Annotated in this window: 18 protein-coding genes and 1 pseudogene; 13 read left to right on the top strand and 6 right to left on the bottom strand. The window is 54.0% G+C overall.

The features are described 5' to 3' along the window. From ABDW13_RS21175 to ABDW13_RS21225, 11 genes are all read left to right on the top strand, one after another. Positions 1–329, top strand: a 329-nt coding sequence (locus ABDW13_RS21175; protein ID WP_343554504.1) for a F0F1 ATP synthase subunit gamma, incomplete at its 5' end; no start/stop codon positions are given. A 63-nt stretch (positions 330–392) separates the two neighbouring features. Next, on the top strand, positions 393–1,790 hold the full coding sequence (atpD, locus tag ABDW13_RS21180; protein ID WP_343554505.1) for a F0F1 ATP synthase subunit beta: 1,398 nt from the start codon (positions 393–395) through the stop codon (positions 1,788–1,790). A 24-nt stretch (positions 1,791–1,814) separates the two neighbouring features. Beyond that, positions 1,815–2,234, top strand: a complete 420-nt coding sequence (locus ABDW13_RS21185) for a F0F1 ATP synthase subunit epsilon (RefSeq protein ID WP_008106717.1) — start codon at positions 1,815–1,817, stop codon at positions 2,232–2,234. 202 nt (positions 2,235–2,436) lie between these two features. Then, positions 2,437–3,807, top strand: a complete 1,371-nt coding sequence (glmU, locus tag ABDW13_RS21190; RefSeq protein ID WP_343554506.1) for a bifunctional UDP-N-acetylglucosamine diphosphorylase/glucosamine-1-phosphate N-acetyltransferase GlmU — start codon at positions 2,437–2,439, stop codon at positions 3,805–3,807. 132 nt (positions 3,808–3,939) lie between these two features. Next, the gene (gene glmS / locus ABDW13_RS21195; protein WP_343554507.1) at positions 3,940–5,769 is read left to right on the top strand and encodes a glutamine--fructose-6-phosphate transaminase (isomerizing); all 1,830 of its coding nucleotides are present in this window, start codon (positions 3,940–3,942) and stop codon (positions 5,767–5,769) included. A 175-nt stretch (positions 5,770–5,944) separates the two neighbouring features. Then, positions 5,945–6,988, top strand: a complete 1,044-nt coding sequence (gene pstS / locus ABDW13_RS21200; RefSeq protein ID WP_343554508.1) for a phosphate ABC transporter substrate-binding protein PstS — start codon at positions 5,945–5,947, stop codon at positions 6,986–6,988. Positions 6,989–7,076: 88 nt separating this feature from the next. Then, a complete protein-coding gene (gene pstC, locus ABDW13_RS21205) occupies positions 7,077–8,039 on the top strand; it encodes a phosphate ABC transporter permease PstC (RefSeq protein WP_343554509.1) in 963 nt (320 codons plus the stop codon). After that, the gene (pstA, locus tag ABDW13_RS21210) at positions 8,036–8,923 is read left to right on the top strand and encodes a phosphate ABC transporter permease PstA (RefSeq protein ID WP_343554510.1); all 888 of its coding nucleotides are present in this window, start codon (positions 8,036–8,038) and stop codon (positions 8,921–8,923) included. The genes pstC and pstA overlap by 4 nt, the downstream gene beginning before the upstream one ends. A gap of 43 nt (positions 8,924–8,966) precedes the next feature. Then, complete coding sequence (pstB, locus tag ABDW13_RS21215; protein WP_343554511.1) at positions 8,967–9,740, top strand: phosphate ABC transporter ATP-binding protein PstB; 774 nt, start codon at positions 8,967–8,969, stop codon at positions 9,738–9,740. Between the two features lie 14 nt (positions 9,741–9,754). Next, a complete protein-coding gene (gene phoU / locus ABDW13_RS21220; protein ID WP_007893583.1) occupies positions 9,755–10,489 on the top strand; it encodes a phosphate signaling complex protein PhoU in 735 nt (244 codons plus the stop codon). Positions 10,490–10,608: 119 nt separating this feature from the next. Further along, a complete protein-coding gene (locus ABDW13_RS21225) occupies positions 10,609–11,847 on the top strand; it encodes an MFS transporter (protein ID WP_343554512.1) in 1,239 nt (412 codons plus the stop codon). 82 nt (positions 11,848–11,929) lie between these two features. Here ABDW13_RS21225 and yieH read toward each other — a convergent pair whose 3' ends face one another. Next, complete coding sequence (yieH, locus tag ABDW13_RS21230) at positions 11,930–12,592, bottom strand: 6-phosphogluconate phosphatase (protein WP_343554513.1); 663 nt, start codon at positions 12,590–12,592, stop codon at positions 11,930–11,932. 152 nt (positions 12,593–12,744) lie between these two features. Between yieH and ABDW13_RS21235 the strand changes: the two genes are divergently transcribed. Next, positions 12,745–14,058: an NCS2 family permease gene (locus ABDW13_RS21235; protein WP_343554514.1), complete on the top strand. Its 1,314-nt coding sequence runs from the start codon at positions 12,745–12,747 to the stop codon at positions 14,056–14,058. 31 nt (positions 14,059–14,089) lie between these two features. Here ABDW13_RS21235 and ABDW13_RS21240 read toward each other — a convergent pair whose 3' ends face one another. Continuing rightward, complete coding sequence (locus ABDW13_RS21240) at positions 14,090–14,836, bottom strand: 4'-phosphopantetheinyl transferase superfamily protein (protein ID WP_343554515.1); 747 nt, start codon at positions 14,834–14,836, stop codon at positions 14,090–14,092. A 295-nt stretch (positions 14,837–15,131) separates the two neighbouring features. Here ABDW13_RS21240 and ABDW13_RS21245 point away from each other — a divergent pair, with 295 nt between their 5' ends. Next, a complete protein-coding gene (locus ABDW13_RS21245) occupies positions 15,132–15,641 on the top strand; it encodes a flavin reductase family protein (RefSeq protein WP_343554516.1) in 510 nt (169 codons plus the stop codon). Positions 15,642–15,691: 50 nt separating this feature from the next. Here ABDW13_RS21245 and ABDW13_RS21250 read toward each other — a convergent pair whose 3' ends face one another. From ABDW13_RS21250 to ABDW13_RS21265, 4 genes and pseudogenes are all read right to left on the bottom strand, one after another. Next, positions 15,692–16,282, bottom strand: a complete 591-nt coding sequence (locus tag ABDW13_RS21250) for a malonic semialdehyde reductase (RefSeq protein ID WP_343554517.1) — start codon at positions 16,280–16,282, stop codon at positions 15,692–15,694. Between the two features lie 205 nt (positions 16,283–16,487). Beyond that, positions 16,488–17,852, bottom strand: coding sequence for a tRNA uridine-5-carboxymethylaminomethyl(34) synthesis GTPase MnmE (gene mnmE / locus ABDW13_RS21255; protein ID WP_343554518.1), 1,365 nt, complete (start codon positions 17,850–17,852; stop codon positions 16,488–16,490). Between the two features lie 83 nt (positions 17,853–17,935). Further along, positions 17,936–19,582, bottom strand: a complete 1,647-nt coding sequence (gene yidC, locus ABDW13_RS21260; RefSeq protein ID WP_343554519.1) for a membrane protein insertase YidC — start codon at positions 19,580–19,582, stop codon at positions 17,936–17,938. 2 nt (positions 19,583–19,584) lie between these two features. Beyond that, positions 19,585–19,662, bottom strand: a pseudogene (locus tag ABDW13_RS21265) (membrane protein insertion efficiency factor YidD); the annotation flags it as partial.

Consider the following 19,662-nt stretch of genomic DNA (forward strand, 5'->3'; position numbering starts at 1 on the left):
CTCAGACTCCGACCATTACCCAACTGCTGCCGTTACCGCCAGCGGAAGGTGAAGAAGAGATGAAGGCGAAGACCTGGGATTACCTGTACGAACCCGATCCGAAAGCGCTGCTGGATACCCTGCTGCGCCGTTATGTCGAATCGCAGGTTTATCAGGGTGTGGTGGAAAACCTGGCCAGTGAACAGGCCGCTCGTATGGTTGCAATGAAAGCAGCAACCGATAACGGCGGAAACCTGATCAAAGAGCTGCAGTTGGTTTACAACAAAGCTCGTCAGGCCAGCATCACCCAGGAACTTACCGAGATCGTCTCGGGAGCCTCCGCGGTTTAACCAGGCATATATCTTGTCGCGTGAGCGCGGCGGGGTATTTTCGTATTAGGTAGAGGATTCAAGATGGCAGCTGGAAAGATTGTCCAGATTATCGGCGCCGTAGTTGACGTCGAATTCCCTCAGGACGCGGTACCGCAGGTATACAGCGCTCTCGAGGTGAACAATGGTGATGCTCGTCTGGTGCTGGAAGTTCAGCAGCAGCTGGGTGGTGGCGTGGTTCGTACCATCGCCATGGGTACTTCTGATGGCCTGAAACGCGGCCTGGAAGTTACCGACCTTAAAAAACCTATCCAGGTACCGGTTGGTAAAGCAACCCTCGGCCGTATCATGAACGTATTGGGTGAACCAATCGACATGAAAGGCGACCTGCAGAATGAAGATGGCACCACAGTAGAGGTTTCCTCTATTCACCGTGCAGCACCTTCTTATGAAGATCAGTCTAACTCGCAGGAACTGCTGGAGACCGGCATCAAGGTTATCGACCTGATGTGTCCGTTCGCTAAGGGCGGTAAAGTGGGTCTGTTCGGTGGTGCGGGTGTAGGTAAAACTGTAAACATGATGGAGCTGATCCGTAACATCGCGGCTGAGCACTCAGGTTATTCAGTATTTGCTGGTGTAGGTGAGCGTACTCGTGAGGGTAACGACTTCTACCACGAAATGACTGACTCCAACGTTATCGATAAAGTAGCGCTGGTGTATGGTCAGATGAACGAGCCGCCGGGTAACCGTCTGCGCGTAGCACTGACTGGCTTGACCATGGCGGAAAAATTCCGTGATGAAGGCCGTGACGTTCTGCTGTTCATCGATAACATCTATCGTTACACCCTGGCCGGTACTGAAGTATCAGCACTGCTGGGTCGTATGCCATCTGCGGTAGGTTATCAGCCAACGCTGGCAGAAGAGATGGGTGTGTTGCAGGAGCGTATTACCTCCACCAAGACCGGTTCAATCACCTCTGTACAGGCCGTTTACGTTCCTGCGGATGACTTGACTGACCCATCACCAGCAACCACCTTTGCTCACTTGGACTCAACCGTTACGCTGAGCCGTCAGATCGCCTCTCTGGGTATCTACCCAGCTGTTGACCCGCTGGATTCTACCAGCCGTCAGCTGGATCCACTGATCGTGGGTCAGGAGCACTATGACGTTGCGCGTGGCGTGCAGTCTCTGCTGCAGCGTTACCAGGAACTGAAAGACATCATCGCCATCCTTGGTATGGACGAGCTGTCTGAAGAAGACAAACTGTTGGTGGCACGTGCGCGTAAGATTCAGCGCTTCCTGTCTCAGCCGTTCTTCGTTGCTGAAGTCTTCACCGGTTCTCCAGGTAAATACGTGACCCTGAAAGACACCATCCGTGGCTTCAAAGGCATCATGGAAGGCGAATTCGACCACCTGCCAGAGCAGGCGTTCTACATGGTCGGCGCTATCGAAGAAGCCGTAGAAAAAGCGAAGAAACTGTAATAACGGTTTCCCAGGAGGAATGGTATGGCTATGACTTATCATCTGGACGTGGTCAGCGCAGAGCAACAAATGTTCTCTGGTCTGGTGGAGCGTATCCAGGTGTCAGGTAGTGAAGGTGAGCTGGGTATTCGTCCTGGTCACGCCCCACTGCTGACAGCCATCAAGCCTGGTATGATTCATATCGTTAAACAGCACGGCGAAGAGGAGTTTATTTACCTCTCTGGCGGCGTGCTGGAAGTTCAGCCTGGCAGCACGACTGTTCTGGCCGACACCGCGATTCGCGGCGAAGACCTGGATGAAGCGCGCGCGCTGGAAGCGAAACGTAAAGCAGAAGAGCACATGAACAGCAGCCACGGCGACGTGGACTATGCTCAGGCTTCTGCGGAACTGGCGAAAGCTATCGCGAAACTGCGTGTAATCGAGCTGACCAAAAAAGCGATGTAATCAGGCTTTATGCGTCACGAAATGCCAGCCCATTGGGCTGGCATTTTTTTTGCCTCAGACCCGCCCCGTTTTTTGTAGGGTCGCCATTTATGGTGACCGCCTTATCCCATCCAACCATCCCGCTAATTTCGATTCGAGAAAAATGTAGTAATCTCAGGGCTAAACCTTACACTTTCGAAAGTTAAATTGAGTCTGGATAGTTATGTCTACAAACGCGATGAGTGTGGTGATCCTGGCCGCTGGCAAAGGCACCCGAATGTATTCTGAACTGCCCAAAGTTCTGCACACCCTTGCAGGTAAGCCGATGGTTCAGCATGTGATTGATGCCGCAACGGGCTTGGGCGCCCAGCAAACCCACCTGGTTTATGGTCACGGCGGCGATTTACTGAAATCGACGTTGGCGAATAACGCACTTAATTGGGTTTTACAGGCAGAACAGCTTGGAACTGGTCACGCGATGCAGCAGGCAGCCCCTTTCTTTGCCGATGACGAAGATATTCTGATGCTGTACGGCGATGTGCCGCTGATCTCGCAAGACAGCTTACAGCGTCTGCGCACAGCCAAACCGGCGGGCGGCATTGGTTTGCTCACCGTGGTACTGGAAAACCCAACCGGTTATGGCCGCATTGTGCGGGAAAACGGCACTGTGACCGGCATTGTCGAGCAGAAAGATGCCTCAGCAGAGCAGCTAAAAATCCCAGAAATTAATACCGGCATCCTGGTGGCTAACGGCGGCGATCTCAAACGCTGGCTGGCACAGCTCAATAACAATAATGCCCAAGGCGAATTCTATATCACCGACATCATCGCGATGGCGCACCATGAAGGCCGCGTGATCAATGCGGTGCATCCAGCACGCATCAGCGAAACCGATGGCGTCAACAATCGCCTGCAACTGGCGACACTTGAGCGCGTCTACCAAAGCGAGCAGGCAGAAAAGCTGCTATTGGCGGGCGTGATGCTGCGCGATCCAGCGCGTTTCGATCTGCGTGGCAGCTTGCAACATGGCCGTGATGTTGAGATCGATACCAACGTGATCATTGAAGGCAATGTTACGCTCGGTAACCGCGTGAAAATCGGTGCTGGCTGCATCATCAAAAATAGTGTGATTGGCGATGACTGCGAAATTAGCCCCTATTCGGTGATTGAAGATGCCAGCTTAGCGGCTGCATGTACCGTTGGGCCATTTGCTCGCTTACGTCCGGGCAGCGAGTTGGCGGAAGAAGCGCACGTGGGCAATTTTGTCGAAATGAAGAAGGCCACGCTCGGCAAAGGTTCGAAAGCCGGCCATCTCTCTTATCTTGGCGATGCGGAAATTGGCGCGGGCGTAAATATCGGCGCAGGCACTATTACCTGCAACTACGATGGTGCCAACAAATTCAAAACCATCATCGGCGACAACGTGTTTGTCGGCTCCGATACGCAATTGGTCGCGCCTGTAACCGTAGCAAGTGGCGCCACCATCGCCGCAGGCACCACGGTGATGAAAGATGTCACCGCCGCCGATTTGGTCTACAACCGCAAAGAACAGAACCAAAAATCTGGCTGGCAGCGCCCAACCAAGAAAAAATAAATTTTAAGGGCTGACAAAGATCGGCCCGTTAGCAGTGCCATAAGAAAATATCCCCACTCTCTACAAGGCTCGGGGAAAAATCAGGTCAGATGACAACGCAATGGCCGAAAGCCATGAAGTCAGGAAATTACTATGTGTGGAATTGTTGGTGCAGTAGCGCAGCGTGACATCGCAGAGATTCTGCTGGAAGGTCTGCGTCGTCTGGAATATCGCGGTTATGACTCAGCGGGATTAGCCGTTGTTGACCGCCAGGGCCACATGACGCGTTTGCGTCGTCTGGGCAAAGTGCAAAATCTGGCGGAAGCCGCAGAACAGCAGCCGCTGATTGGCGGCACCGGTATCGCACATACGCGCTGGGCAACGCACGGCGAACCGTCAGAGGCCAATGCGCATCCGCATATCTCTGAGCACATCATCATCGTGCACAACGGCATTATTGAGAATCACGAACCCCTGCGCGCGCAGCTAATTGAGCGCGGCTACCAGTTTGCCTCTGAAACTGACACCGAAGTGGTGGCGCATTTAGTGCATTGGGAGCAGAAGCAGGGCGGCACGCTGCGGGAAGTGGTGCTGCGCGTGATTCCACAACTGCGTGGCGCGTACGGCATGGTGATCATGGACAGCCGCGATCCGTCGCTGCTGGTAGCGGCACGTTCGGGCAGCCCGTTGGTGATAGGTCGTGGCGTGGGTGAAAACTTTATTGCCTCCGATCAGCTGGCGTTGCTGCCGGTTACGCGCCGCTTCGTTTATCTGGAAGAGGGCGATATTGCCGAAATCACCCGCCGCGAAATCACCATCATCGATCGCGATGGCAAGACCGTGAAGCGCGCTGAAATCGAATCCACCGCGCAATATGATGCGGGCGACAAAGGCATCTATCGCCATTACATGCAGAAAGAGATCTATGAGCAGCCGAACGCGATCAAAAACACCCTAACCGGGCGTTTTAATCATGGCGAAGTCGATCTCAGCGAACTGGGTCCGGATGCGGAGAAGCTGCTGAGCCAGGTTGAACACATTCAGATCATTGCCTGCGGCACCTCGTACAATTCTGGCATGGTGTCGCGCTACTGGTTTGAGTCGCTGGCGAACTTGCCTTGCGACGTTGAGATTGCGTCTGAATTCCGCTATCGCAAATCGGCGGTGCGTAAAAATAGCCTGCTGATCACCTTGTCGCAGTCAGGTGAAACCGCCGATACGCTGGCGGCGCTACGTTTGTCGAAAGAGCTGGGCTATCTCGGTTCGCTGGCAATTTGTAACGTGGCCGGTTCATCGCTGGTGCGTGAATCTGATTTGGCGTTGATGACCAAAGCGGGCACCGAAATCGGTGTGGCTTCGACCAAAGCCTTTACCACGCAGTTAACCGTGTTGCTGATGCTGGTGGCGAAATTGGGTCGTCTGCATGGCATGAAGCCGGAAACCGAGCACGAAATCGTGCATGCGTTACAGGCGCTGCCAAGCCGTATTGAGCAGATGCTGGCGCAGGATAAAGTGATCGAAAACCTGGCGGAAGGTTTCTCCGACAAGCATCATGCATTGTTCCTCGGCCGTGGCGATCAGTATCCGATTGCGATGGAAGGCGCGCTGAAGCTGAAAGAGATCTCCTACATTCATGCCGAAGCCTATGCGGCAGGCGAGCTGAAGCATGGCCCGCTGGCGTTGATCGACGCCGATATGCCGGTGATTGTGGTAGCGCCTAACAATGAACTGCTGGAGAAGTTGAAATCCAATATCGAAGAAGTGCGCGCGCGCGGAGGATTGCTGTACGTGTTTGCCGATCAGGATGCCGGTTTCAGCGACAGCGATGGCATGAAAATCATCTCATTGCCGCATGTAGAAGAGGTGATCGCGCCAATTTTCTACACCGTACCGCTGCAATTACTCTCGTATCATGTGGCTCTAATCAAAGGTACAGATGTTGACCAGCCGCGTAACCTGGCAAAATCGGTAACCGTTGAATAAACTGCTAAAAGAGTGGGCTCGCAATGAGCCCGCTTCATTTCTGTACGCTGTCATATAAATGTAATATTTCGTACATTTGACTGTCATCAAACTGTCCTATTTTCCCTCCAGCAGCAATCACTGACTCCTACTAAAATGGCATTGAGCCTGATTTTTTAAATCCCCTGGAGGGAACATGACACTGATGCGTAGCACCGTAGCCCGAATCCTTGCCGCCACCTTCGCAGTAAGCGCGGTATCTGCTTTTGCAGCAACCGATCTGACTGGTGCGGGCGGTACATTCCCGGCACCGGTTTATGCCAAGTGGGCAGCAGAGTACCAGCAAGCCACCGGTAGCAAAATTAACTATCAGGGTATTGGTTCTTCAGGCGGCGTGAAGCAAATCATCGCTAAAACCGTCGATTTCGGTGCGTCAGATGCGCCAATGAAAGATGAAGATCTGGAGAAAAACGGTCTGTTCCAGTTCCCTACCGTAATCGGTGGCGTGGTACTGGCTGTTAACATCCCAGGCGTGAAATCAGGTGAATTGACACTCGACGGCAAAACCGTAGGTGACATCTACCTGGGTACCATCAAAAAGTGGAACGACCCGGCGATCACTAAACTGAACCCAGGCATGAAACTGCCAGACACCAACATCAACGTGGTTCGCCGCGCTGACGGTTCCGGTACTTCATTCGTCTTCACCAGCTACCTGGCGAAAGTGAACGAAGAGTGGAACAGCAAAATCGGTAAAGGTAACACCGTTAACTGGCCAACCGGTCTGGGCGGTAAAGGTAACGACGGCGTAGCCGCATTCGTACAGCGTCTGCCAGGTTCAATTGGTTATGTTGAATACGCATACGCCAAGCAGAACAACCTGACCTACACCAAACTGGTTGATGCCGATGGCAAAGCCGTTGCACCAAGCGAAGCCAGCTTTGCTAACGCCGCGAAAGGCGCAGACTGGAGCAAATCTTTTGCACAGGATCTGACCTTCCAGAAAGGCAACGATGCATGGCCAATCACTTCAACCACCTTCATCCTTGTTTACAAAGAGCAAGCTGATGCAGCGAAAGGTAGCGAAGTGCTGAAATTCTTCGATTGGGCTTACAAAGGCGGCAGCAAAACTGCAATGGCTCTGGATTACGCCGCTCTGCCACAGAGCGTAGCTGACCAGATTCGTGCAGCCTGGAAAGCGAACATCAAAGATAGCTCCGGTAAAGCGCTGTACAAGTAATTGAACGACCCGGCCAGCCAACACGGCTGGCCAACCCAATGGGCGGCATCATTGCCGCCCTGACATCCTCCTGAGAACAGAGAATTCTATGGCTGCCACTAAGCCGACGTTCAAAGCCCCCGGTAAACAAGGCGACATGATTTTCGGCGCGTTGGTCAAGCTATCCGCGCTTATCGTGTTGTTGTTGATGGGCGGCATTATCGTCTCCCTGATTTTCTCCTCCTGGCCAAGCATCCAAAAATTTGGTTTTTCCTTCTTGTGGAATAAAACCTGGGATGCGCCGAACGAACAATTTGGTGCGCTGGTCCCGATTTACGGCACCCTCGTAACCTCGATTATTGCGCTGATCATCGCTGTGCCGGTGAGCTTCGGCATTGCGCTGTTCCTGACTGAACTTTCACCGAGCTGGCTGCGTCGCCCACTGGGCACCGCGATTGAATTGCTGGCGGCAATTCCAAGTATTGTGTACGGCATGTGGGGCTTGTTCATCTTTGCGCCGCTGTTCGCCCAATACTTCCAGACGCCAGTTGGTGAAGTGTTATCGACTATCCCGTTTGTTGGCGCGCTGTTCTCTGGCCCGGCCTTTGGTATCGGTATTCTTGCTGCTGGCGTAATCCTCGCCATCATGATCATTCCTTACATCGCTTCGGTAATGCGTGATGTGTTTGAGCAGACGCCGGTGATGATGAAAGAGTCCGCATACGGCATTGGCTGCACCACGTGGGAAGTGATCTGGCGCATCGTGCTGCCGTTCACCAAAAACGGCGTAATCGGTGGCGTGATGCTCGGTTTAGGCCGCGCGTTAGGTGAAACCATGGCGGTGACCTTTATCATCGGTAACACTTACCAACTCGATAGCGCATCGCTGTTTATGCCGGGCAACAGTATTACTTCTGCGCTGGCCAACGAATTCGCCGAAGCGGAATCTGGCGTGCACGTTGCTGCGCTGATGGAGCTGGGTCTGATTCTGTTCGTGATTACCTTTATCGTGCTGGCGATCTCTAAATTGATGATCCTGCGCCTGGCGAAGAGTGAAGGAGCCCGTTCATGACCGCTATTGAAGTTCAGGCTCGCGCTGAGCTGGAAGCCTCCCGCCGCAAAATGCAGGCGTGGCGCAGTACTAAAAACAAAATTGCTCTGACGTTATCGCTGATGACCATGGCGTTCGGCCTGTTCTGGTTGGTGTGGATTCTGTTCACCACCGTAACGCGCGGGGTTGATGGTTTAAGCTGGTCGCTGTTTACCGAATCGACGCCGCCGCCGAACACCGCGGGTGGTGGTTTAGCTAACGCCCTGGTCGGCAGCGGCTTACTGATTTTCTGGTCAACGATCATCGGAACGCCGTTGGGCATCATGGCCGGTATTTATCTCGCCGAATATGGCCGTAAACATTGGCTGGCGGAAGTGATTCGCTTCATCAACGACATTCTGCTGTCAGCACCTTCGATTGTGGTGGGCTTGTTCGTCTACACCATCGTGGTCTCGCAGATGCAGCACTTCTCCGGTTGGGCAGGCGTAGTGGCGCTGGCGCTGCTGCAAATCCCGATTGTGATTCGTACCTCTGAAAACATGCTGCGTCTGGTGCCAGACAGCATGCGTGAAGCGGCATACGCATTGGGTACACCGAAGTGGAAGATGATCTCAGCGATTACGCTGAAAGCCTCAGTTTCCGGCATCATCACCGGTGTGTTGTTGGCCGTGGCGCGTATTGCCGGTGAAACTGCACCGCTGCTGTTTACTGCATTGTCGAACCAGTTCTGGAGCACCGACATGATGCAGCCAATCGCCAACTTGCCGGTCACCATCTTTAAGTTCGCCATGAGTCCATTTGCCGAGTGGCAAAGTCTGGCTTGGGCGGGCGTGCTGATTATTACTATGTGCGTGCTGTTGCTGAACATTGTTGCGCGTGTGATTTTCGCCAAGAGCAAACATTAATTTCCCGGCGCGGCTTCGGCGGCGCTGCACATGAGAGACGAGAATGAGTAACGTGACTTCAACAGCCGGTAAAATTCAGGTCCGTAATCTGAACTTCTATTACGGTAAGTTTCACGCGCTAAAAAACATCAACCTGGATATCACTAAAAACCAGGTAACGGCGTTTATCGGGCCATCAGGCTGCGGTAAATCCACTTTGTTGCGTACCTTCAACAAGATGTACTCGCTCTATCCTGAGCAGCGTGCAGAAGGTGACATCCTGCTGGATGGCGACAACATTCTGGCATCGCATCAGGATATCGCCCTGCTGCGTGCTCGCGTTGGCATGGTATTCCAGAAGCCAACGCCATTCCCGATGTCGATTTACGACAACATCGCGTTTGGTGTGCGCCTGTTTGAGAAATTGTCGCGTGCCGATATGGACGAGCGCGTGCAGTGGGCGCTGACCAAAGCCGCGCTGTGGAATGAAACCAAAGACAAGCTGCATCAGAGCGGTTACAGTCTTTCTGGCGGCCAGCAGCAGCGTTTGTGCATCGCGCGCGGCATCGCCATTCGCCCGGAAGTGTTGTTGCTGGATGAGCCGTGTTCAGCACTCGACCCAATCTCCACCGGTCGTATCGAAGAGCTGATCACCGAGCTGAAGCAGGATTACACCGTGGTTATCGTGACGCACAACATGCAGCAGGCTGCGCGTTGTTCCGATCACACCGCTTTCATGTATCTGGGCGAACTGATTGAGTTCAGCGATACCGATACGTTGTTCACTAAGCCCGCACAGAAGCAGACCGAAGATTACATCACCGGTCGTTACGGCTGATTCAGGAGACGCACATGGATAATTTAAATCTGAACAAACACATCTCCGGTCAGTTTAATGCGGAGCTGGAGCACATTCGCACCCAAGTGATGATCATGGGCGGCATGGTTGAGAAGCAGCTGATGGACGCCATCACTGCGATGCACAATCAGGATGGTGAACTGGCGCGTCACGTCATTGATGGCGACCAGAAGGTCAACATGATGGAAGTGGAGATTGATGAAGCCTGCGTGCGCATCATCGCCAAGCGTCAGCCAACCGCCAGCGACTTGCGCCTGGTGATGGCGATCATCAAGACCATCTCTGAGCTGGAACGTATTGGTGACGTCGCGGAGAAAATCAGCCGCACCGCGCTGGAGAAGTTCAGCCAACAGCATTTGCCGCTGCTGGTAAGCCTTGAAGCGCTGGGTCATCACACCGTACAAATGCTGCATGACGTGCTGGATGCGTTTGCGCGCATGGATCTTAACGAAGCCATCAAAATTTACCGTGAAGACAAGAAGGTAGATAAAGAGTACGAAGGCATCGTGCGTCAGTTGATGACCTATATGATGGAAGATCCGCGTACCATTCCAAGCGTGTTGACTGCGCTATTCTGCGCGCGCGCCATCGAGCGTATCGGCGATCGCTGCCAGAACATCTGCGAAATTATCTTCTATTTCGTAAAAGGTCAGGATTTCCGCCATGTGGGTGGCGACAAGCTGGATGAACTGCTGTCGGGCGACGACGGTAGCAATAAACCCTCTTGATTGACGCTTTGACTGCCTGTTGCCGCTGAGGTTAACAGGCAGTCTGTTCAAATTCTGCCTGTTCTCCGCGCGACCCTCTCTTTATACTTGGCGCACTTTTTTCTGCCAGGTGCTGTTACATGTCTTCCCCAATACCTAAAAAACAAGCCATAACGCCCGCGAAAGCCATGGTTGCTGCCATCAGCGGCTACGCGATGGACGGATTTGATCTGCTGATTCTCGGCTTTATGCTGCCAGCGATCAGCGTCTCCTTAGCGCTCGATCCTTCTCAAGCCGGTTCGTTGGTCACCTGGACGCTGATTGGCGCGGTGATTGGCGGCATCGTATTTGGTCACCTTAGCGATCGTTATGGCCGCATCCGTATTTTGACTGTCACCATTTTGATGTTCTCGGTGTTCACCGGTTTGTGTGCGGTGGCGCAAGGTTATTGGGATCTGCTGGCGTATCGCACGCTGGCGGGCGTAGGTTTAGGCGGCGAGTTCGGCATTGGCATGGCGCTGATCGCCGAAGCCTGGCCGAAAGAGAAGCGTAACCGCGCCTCGGCGTGGGTGGGGATCGGTTGGCAGTTAGGTGTGTTGCTGGCGGCCTTTATCACACCACCACTGCTAAGCGTGATTGGCTGGCGCGGCATGTTCCTGGTCGGTTTGCTGCCCGCGCTGGTGTCATTTGTGATTCGTCGCAGCATGGGCGAGCCGAAAGAGTTTACCCGCCACGTTGATAAAACCCCGCATCTCTCCTTCACCGCACGCTTGAAAATGCTGTTTGCCGATCGCGCCACCAGCAAAGCCAGCCTGGGTATTTTGATTCTTTGTTCGGTGCAGAACTTCGGTTACTACGGCTTAATGATCTGGATGCCGAGCTATCTGTCATCCAACTTCGGCTTCAGCCTGACTAAATCAGGCTTGTGGACCGCGGTAACGGTGGTCGGCATGACGTTCGGCATCTGGCTGTTTGGCGTGTTGGCCGATCGCTTCGCGCGCTGGAAAATCTTCCTGCTATATCAGTTTGGCGCGGTGGCGATGGTGGTGGTTTATGCACAACTGCGCGATCCTACCGTGATGCTGTTTACCGGCGCGATCATGGGCATGTTCGTCAATGGCATGATTGGTGGCTACGGCGCGCTGATTTCCGACACTTTCCCGCCGCAGGCACGCGCCACGGCACAGAACGTGTTGTTCAACTTAGGACGCGGCGTAGGCGGGTTTGGCCCATTAGTGATTGGCTTACTGGCGACCAACATCTCGTTCACTGCGGCGATTACGCTGCTGGCGCTGATTTACCTGCTGGATATCGTTGCGACGCTATTCCTGCTGCCGAAGAAGCAGAGCAACGAAGATTCGCTGGGTGCGATTGGTTAATTGATGTTGTTACGTCCGAGCTGGATCGGCCCCTTCTCCCGCGTGCGGGAGAAGGTTGGGATGAGGGACAGCGCGCACCTTACTACTTAACCAAATCCCAGCCGCGCGCCCGCCATAACTCCGGCAACTGCGCCATATCCTCAAAACGCGTCACCAACGGATGATCTAACTCGGGATTATGCGCATCAGCGCAGTAGTAAAACACGGGAATCCCTGCCGCAATCCCCGCTCGCGCACCCGCTTCGGAATCATCCACCAAAATGCACTTCTCAATCGGCACCTGCATCTGCTCGGCTGCGTGATACATCAACTCAGGATCCGGCTTCCAATGGTTGATGTCATAACCGCTATACAACTTCCCGTCGAGATACGGCAACATGCCAGTTAATCCCAGCGAATGCTGCATCTTCTTCACCGTGCCGTTAGAGACCACGCACATCGGCGCTTTAACACTCTCAACCAACGCTTTGGCACCGGCAATCGGCTGCAAATCGAGATCAAACAGACGCGCCACTTCTGCGCGGTAGGCGGTTTCTACTTCTTCCAGTGGCAACTCAAGCTGATGCTCAGCCAGTACGTCACGCACGATGTCGTAAAGCTTCACCCCTTTGTACTTTTCAAACATTTGCTGCAAAGAGAGTTCAATACCGTAACGGGCAAAGGTGTTGACGTAGGACTGCGTACAGATCACTTCGCTGTCGACCAGCGTGCCATCGCAATCAAAAAAAATACATTCAACCGACATCGCACATCATCCTTTTGTTAAACAATAAGCTGACACTCTAGCGCACTGAGCGCAGAAAGCGACCCCGGGCAATCGGTTGCCAAAAATCAGTGTTTTGCGCAGCTAAAGCCTATAGGATACGCGGCGATAAATTTTTATATCGGAACAGCGAAATGAATAATCAGGGCCTATTGCAGCGCGTTTTCAAGTTGCAAGAACACGGAACCACGGTGCGTACCGAAGTAATTGCTGGTTGCACCACTTTCCTGACGATGGTCTACATCGTCTTCGTTAACCCGCAAATTCTCGGCGTGGCGGGCATGGATACCCAAGCGGTGTTTGTCACCACTTGCTTGATCGCCGCATTTGGCAGCATCTTGATGGGGCTGGTGGCGAATCTGCCAGTGGCGCTGGCTCCGGCGATGGGCTTGAACGCCTTCTTCGCATTTGTGGTGGTTGGTGCGATGGGCTATTCGTGGCAGATCGGCATGGGCGCGATCTTCTGGGGCGCTTTAGGTTTGCTGATCCTCACGCTGCTGCGCGTGCGCTACTGGATGATTGCCAATATCCCGCTCAGTCTGCGCGTTGGCATCACCGCCGGCATCGGCCTGTTCATTGCCATGATGGGACTGAAAAACGCCGGTATCATCGTGCCGAATCCCGACACCATCGTGGCGGTGGGCAATCTGACTTCGCACAGCGTGTTGTTGGGCGCGCTCGGCTTCTTCATCATCGCTATTCTGGCTTCGCGTAACATTCACGCGGCGGTGCTGGTGTCGATTGTGGTCACCACCGTGTTGGGGCTGATTATCGGCGACGTGAAATTCAGCGGCGTGTTCGCGGCGCCGCCTGCGATCACTTCCGTTGTCGGCCAAGTGGATATCAAAGGCGCGTTTAACATCGGCATGGCCGGTGTGATCTTCTCCTTTATGCTGGTCAACTTATTCGATTCGTCCGGCACGCTGATTGGTGTGACCGATAAAGCCGGATTAACCGACGAGAAAGGCACATTCCCGCGCATGAAGCAGGCGCTGTACGTCGACAGCATCAGTTCGGTCACTGGCTCGCTTATCGGCACCTCTTCCGTTACCGCCTACATAGAAAGCTCGTCAGGCGTTTCGATTGGTGGCCGCACCGGTTTGATGGCGGTGATTACCGGCGTCCTGTTCCTGCTGGTGATGTTCCTGTCACCGCTGGCCGCGATGGTGCCGTCGTATGCGGCGGCGGGCGCGTTGATTTATGTCGGCGTCCTAATGACAGCATCGCTGTCACGTGTGCAATGGGACGATCTCACCGAAGCGGTTCCGGCGTTTGTTACCGCGGCGATGATGCCATTTAGCTTCTCGATCACCGAAGGTATCGCGCTGGGCTTTATTTCGTACTGCGTGATGAAGTTGGGAACTGGCCGTTGGCGTGAAATCAGCCCGTGCGTGGTGGTAGTGGCGCTGCTGTTTGTGCTGAAAATCGTCTTTATCGACGCACACTAAATGAATCAGGCCGCGATTGCGGCCTGTTTTATTATGGATGTCCGATTTCCTGCGGCGCGACCAAACTGGTCAGGCGCAAGGTACGCGGCCCAATATTCGGTTTGCTCATCTCAATATCGCGCAGCGCTTGCCACTGTTGCGCGCCATCAATCTCCCACAAACGTAAGCGTTCGGTGCCTGGCGACAACGCGCAAGACCACACCAAGGTTGGCTCAGCGTCGCAAACTGCCTGAATATCCGGAAACACGCTGGATCGCAGCCGCCCGGCCGCGGGATGCAAGCGCAAGGAATCGATGCCGCTGTCGCTTTCGCCGGTAAGTTTGAGAATGCTTTGGCGTAACGTCCAGATTTGCGTCAGCGCTTCCATAAAATCTTGCTGCGCGTTGATCCACGCTTTCTCGCCGGAAGAGAGATCCTGCGTCAGCATATCCTGCGTTTGACGGCTGTGCGCGCGCACAATCTCCATATCCAATCCCGCTCGTCCGCCTTCTTCCGCCAGCAAAACGCCAATGGTATTCCCCGCATAGGAAATACTGAAATCAGGCAGATTAGGATCGGCAAAACAAGGTCGCCCGCTGCTAGTGGTCACCAGCGCGGGAAGTTCGCGAATGCCATAGACGCGCAGCATCAGTTGCGCCAGCAATTCGCGGGCCGCCAGAAAGCGTCCGCGACGCTTGTCGGGAAAGCGATCGGCACTCTGAATCACATCCTGCGGGATGCGCGGATTCTCGGATGAGAAGGTCGGATTACCTATCCAACGAACAAAATGACTAGCCATCTGTCGCTCCGTGAAAATGGTCGAATAATCATCAATTGCTATTGTAAGAATTTTCTCATGGGTTTGCATCCGGCTTAAGATGGAATAGCCGAAATTCAGATAAGGACGAAGTGAATTGACAATCCCAGTTCGCGGCTTTGCTTAGAACGCTTTTGCAGTTTAACGTTGGATTGAGTGCCTAACTGTGTGATGTGGTGTAGGATTTGGGCAGTAAAAAGGCACATCGAAGTGCGCTAACTATTCATTCATCTGCCAATCGTGCGCATTGCAACATCAGGCACGTCGGAGTTTTCTTATGTCGGATACTGCTATTTCTCGCCAGGAATCGATCTCGCTTGATGAGTTTCGTCACGGCATGCGCCGCTTAACCGCGGGCGTTTCTCTGGTTACTACCGAATTTCAGGGCGAAAAACTGGGGCTGATTGCCACTTCAGTTAGCTCACTGGCGGCTGAACCGCCAAGTTTGCTGGTGTGCGTCAATCGTAGCGCTTCCAGTCACGATGCTTTTGTTGCCGCTGGGCAGTTTGCCGTCAACGTGCTGCGCGAACAGCACAGCGATTTATGTGCGCAGTTCAGCCAATCCTCTCGCCGCGACGAGCGTTTTCAAACCGGCACATGGCAGACGCTAAATACCGGCGCGCCGGTGTTGGCTGATGCGCTGGTGAGCTTCGATTGCCAGCTGGATAAAGTAGTGGAGTGGAACACGCACAGCGTGCTGCTGGCGCGCATTGTGGGGATTGCTCTGCCAGGTGAAGCGGCAGAGCCGATGATCTACTTCAACAGCGGTTTTCATTCGCTGGGATAACCGCGTAAAAACAGGCGTCGCGCGTGAGTCCGACGCCTGTTTTTAATCAATCAAGCAAAGGTGCTGGCTTCATCAAAGCCCAGACGCGGCAAACGCGCATGCAGTTTGCTGGCTTCGCCATAACCGAGATTGATCAATAAGTTAACCTGCCATTTGTTCTCGCTGAAGAACGCTTCATTCACTTTCGATGGATCAAAACCGGACATCGGGCCAGCATCCAATCCCAACGAACGCGCCGCCAGGATCAAGTAACCTGCTTGTAAGCTGCTATTGCGGAAGGCGGTTTCTTTGGCCAGATCCGGGCTGCTGGTGAACCAGCTACGCGCATCGCCGTGCGGGAACAGCTTCGGCAGCGCTTCGTAGAATTCAGGATCCCACGCCACAATCACCGTTACCGGTGCAGCCATGGTTTTATCGACGTTGCCAGAAGAGAGCGCGGGCTTGAGCTTCTCTTTGCCTTCTTTTGACGTGACAAACACGAAACGCCCCGGCGAGCAGTTAGCCGAGGTTGGGCCCAGCGCGGTCAGATTGTAGAGCTGCTTCAACACATCCTGCGAAACCGGTTTGTCCTGCCAATAGCTGTGGGTGCGGGCTTCATTGAACAGCGCGTTCAGCGCCACGCTGTCGAGCGTTGTACTCATGTTTCTCTCCTGTTCAGGCGGCAAATGCGCGCCGAATGTTTGGCATGAATAAAAATGTACCCGGACACCGATGCGCTTTTAGCCGGGCACCGATCGTTATACTGCAAAGCGCAAGGGCAGCCAAATAACAAACATGCATGATTGGCTACACGCTATAACCGGTAAAACGATGTTTACCGGTTATAGCGTGTAAAAGGTGATGAGATTACTTACCAATACAGAAACTAGAGAAGATCCTGCCCAGCAAATCGTCGGAGGTGAACTCGCCGGTGATTTCGCTCAGCGCCTGCTGCGCCAAACGTAACTCTTCGGCCAGTAATTCTCCGGCCCACGCGCCAAGCAGCTGGTGTTTGCCCTGTTGCAAGTGAGTGGCTGCTAACTCCAACGCTTGCAGATGGCGGCGACGTGCGAGGAATCCACCTTCCATATTGCCGGAGAAACCCATGCTCTGTTTCAAGTGATCGCGCAGGGCATCAACACCTTCGCCGGTGCGCGCCGAGAGGCGAATCAGTGAGTGGCCATTCACTTCGGTTAGGCCCAGCACTTCTCCCGTCATATCTGCTTTGTTGCGTACCACGGTAATCGGCAGCGCATCGGGCAAACGCGCCACGAAATCCGGCCAAATGGCGGCGGCTTCGGTGGCATCAGTGGTGGTGCCGTCAACCATGAACAGCACGCGATCCGCTTGCTCAATTTCCTGCCACGCACGTTCAATACCAATGCGTTCCACTTCATCGCTGGCTTCACGCAGGCCAGCGGTATCAATGATGTGCAGCGGCATGCCGTCAATGTGGATATGCTCGCGCAACACGTCGCGCGTGGTGCCCGCGATGTCGGTAACAATCGCCGCTTCGCGACCGGCTAACGCATTCAACAAGCTGGATTTACCGGCATTTGGGCGTCCAGCAATCACCACTTTCATGCCTTCACGCAACAGGCTGCCCTGACGCGCTTCGGCGCGCACGCCGTCGAGATCGCCGATCACCACATTCAATTGCGCTTCGATTTTGCCGTCAGAAAGGAAATCGATCTCTTCATCCGGGAAGTCGATAGCTGCTTCCACATAGATGCGCAGGTGAGTAAGTGCTTCCACAAGCGCATTAATGCGCAGCGAAAATGCGCCTTGCAGCGAATTGACTGCCGAGCGTGCGGCTTGTTCTGAACTGGCATCGATCAGATCGGCAATCGCTTCAGCTTGTGCCAAATCGAGTTTGTCGTTGAGGAAAGCGCGTTCAGAGAATTCACCCGGCTGCGCGATACGCAAACCTGGCAGAGCGACGATGCGTTTCAGTAGCAGATCGAGAATTACTGGCCCGCCGTGTCCTTGCAGCTCCAGTACATCTTCACCGGTAAAAGAGTTCGGACCTGGAAACCACAGCGCGATGCCCTGATCGAGCACGCTTCCATCGGCATCGGTAAACGGCAGATAATCGGCATAGCGTGGCTTCGGCAGCTTGCCCAGCACCGCTTGCGCGACATCAGCCGCTTTGGCACCGGAGATACGCAAAATGCCGACGCCGCCTCGGCCGGGAGGCGTAGCTTGGGCAACGATGGTGTCGCTGTGGCTCATAATTCACCTTTTCTCAAAACAAAAAAACAGGGCGACATAAATGCCGCCCCTTGAGTATACGCTGCTGCTGGTGCAGTCAGACGTTACGCTTTCTTCTTGTCGCGGCTATGCAAGCCACGTTTTTCCAGGCCGCGATAAATCAGCTGCTGCTGGAGAATGGTAACCAGGTTGCTGACGATGTAGTACAGCACCAGACCTGATGGGAACCACAGGAAGAACACGGTAAAGATAACCGGCATGTAAGTCATGATCTTCTGCTGCATCGGATCGGTCACGGTGGTCGGTGACATCTTCTGAATGAAGAACATGGTGATACCCATGACAATCGGCAGAATGTAGAACGGATCCTGCGCAGACAAGTCGTGAATCCACAGTACAAACGGTGCATGACGCAGCTCAACCGAGCCAGACAGCATGTAGTACAAGGCGAGGAAGATTGGCATCTGGATAACCAGTGGCAAGCAGCCGCCCAGCGGGTTCACTTTCTCAGCTTTATACAGCGCCATCATTTCCTGGCTCTGCTTCTGCTTGTCATCGCCTAAACGTTCACGCATCGCCTGAATTTTCGGCTGCAGCATACGCATCTTCGCCATCGAGGTGTACTGCGCTTTAGTCAGCGGATACATGATGCCACGCACGATGAAGGTGATAACGATAATGGAGAAGCCCCAGTTACCGATGAAGCTGTGCAGGAATTTCAGCAGTTTGAACAGTGGCTGCGAGATGAACCACAACCAACCGTAATCCACGGTCAAATCCAGGTGAGGCGCGATGGCCGCCATTTTGTCCTGAATTTCCGGGCCAACCCACAGCGTTGCGCCAAGTTCTTGCTGTGCGCCCGCGCCAACGGTCACTGGGGCAGATTTATAACCAATTGCCGCAACGCCGTTGCCGAGGTTGCTGGTATACAGCTGATTGTTACCCTGAGTGCGCGGCACCCAAGCGGTCGCAAAATACTGTTGCAGCATTGCCACCCATCCGTTGCCGGTAGTGGTGTTCAGGTTCTCGTTATCCGCGATGGTATCGAATTTGTATTTTTCGTATTTCGCATCGCTTGTGGAGTACGCTGCACCACGGAAGGTATGCAGAGCAAAGTTGTTGCTGCCGGTATCGCGGTGCTTAGGCACTTCGATGGTCTGCTTCAACTGACCAAACATCGCCACTTCCAGCGGCTGCTGGGTGGTGTTGTTGATGTTGTAGTCGACGTTTACCGCGTATTCGCCACGCTTGAAGACGAAGGTTTTGGTGTAAACCACGCCATTTTCACCGGTCCAGGTCAGCGGCACACGCAGTTCGCTCTGGCCATCAGCCATGGTGAAGCTGTCTTGTGCGGTGGTGTACAGCGGACGTGCGCCATTGTTCGGGTTATCCGGGCCATTACGACCGGTTAGGCCGCTCTGCGCCTGGTAAACGAAAGCTGGAGTGGTTTCAAGCAGTTGGAAAGGTGCATCTGAACCCAGTTTGTCTGGGTAAGTCAGCAACTCAGCCTGCTCAATATCGCCACCGCGTGTATTGATGTTGAGTGACAGGACATCAGTCTTAACGGTGATCGTTTTACCCTGTCCGCTAGCCGGCACGCCGGAAGTGGCGGCATCACCCGCTGCGCTACTCGTGTTTTGCGTGGTCTGGGTCTGCTGTGGCTGCGGAGCGTGGTCCGTCTGCCATGCTTGCCAGATCATAAACGACACGAACAGAAAAGCGATGAGAAAGAGATTGCGTTGCGAATCCATCGTTAATGTTCTCTGGTATCAAAGGTTTTTGGCGGCACAGGATCGTCACCACCCGGGTTCAAAGGGTGGCATTTTAATAC

Origin of the sequence: Pantoea sp., assembly GCF_039594315.1 — a bacterium.
In the GTDB taxonomy this organism is placed as follows: Bacteria; Pseudomonadota; Gammaproteobacteria; order Enterobacterales; family Enterobacteriaceae; genus Pantoea.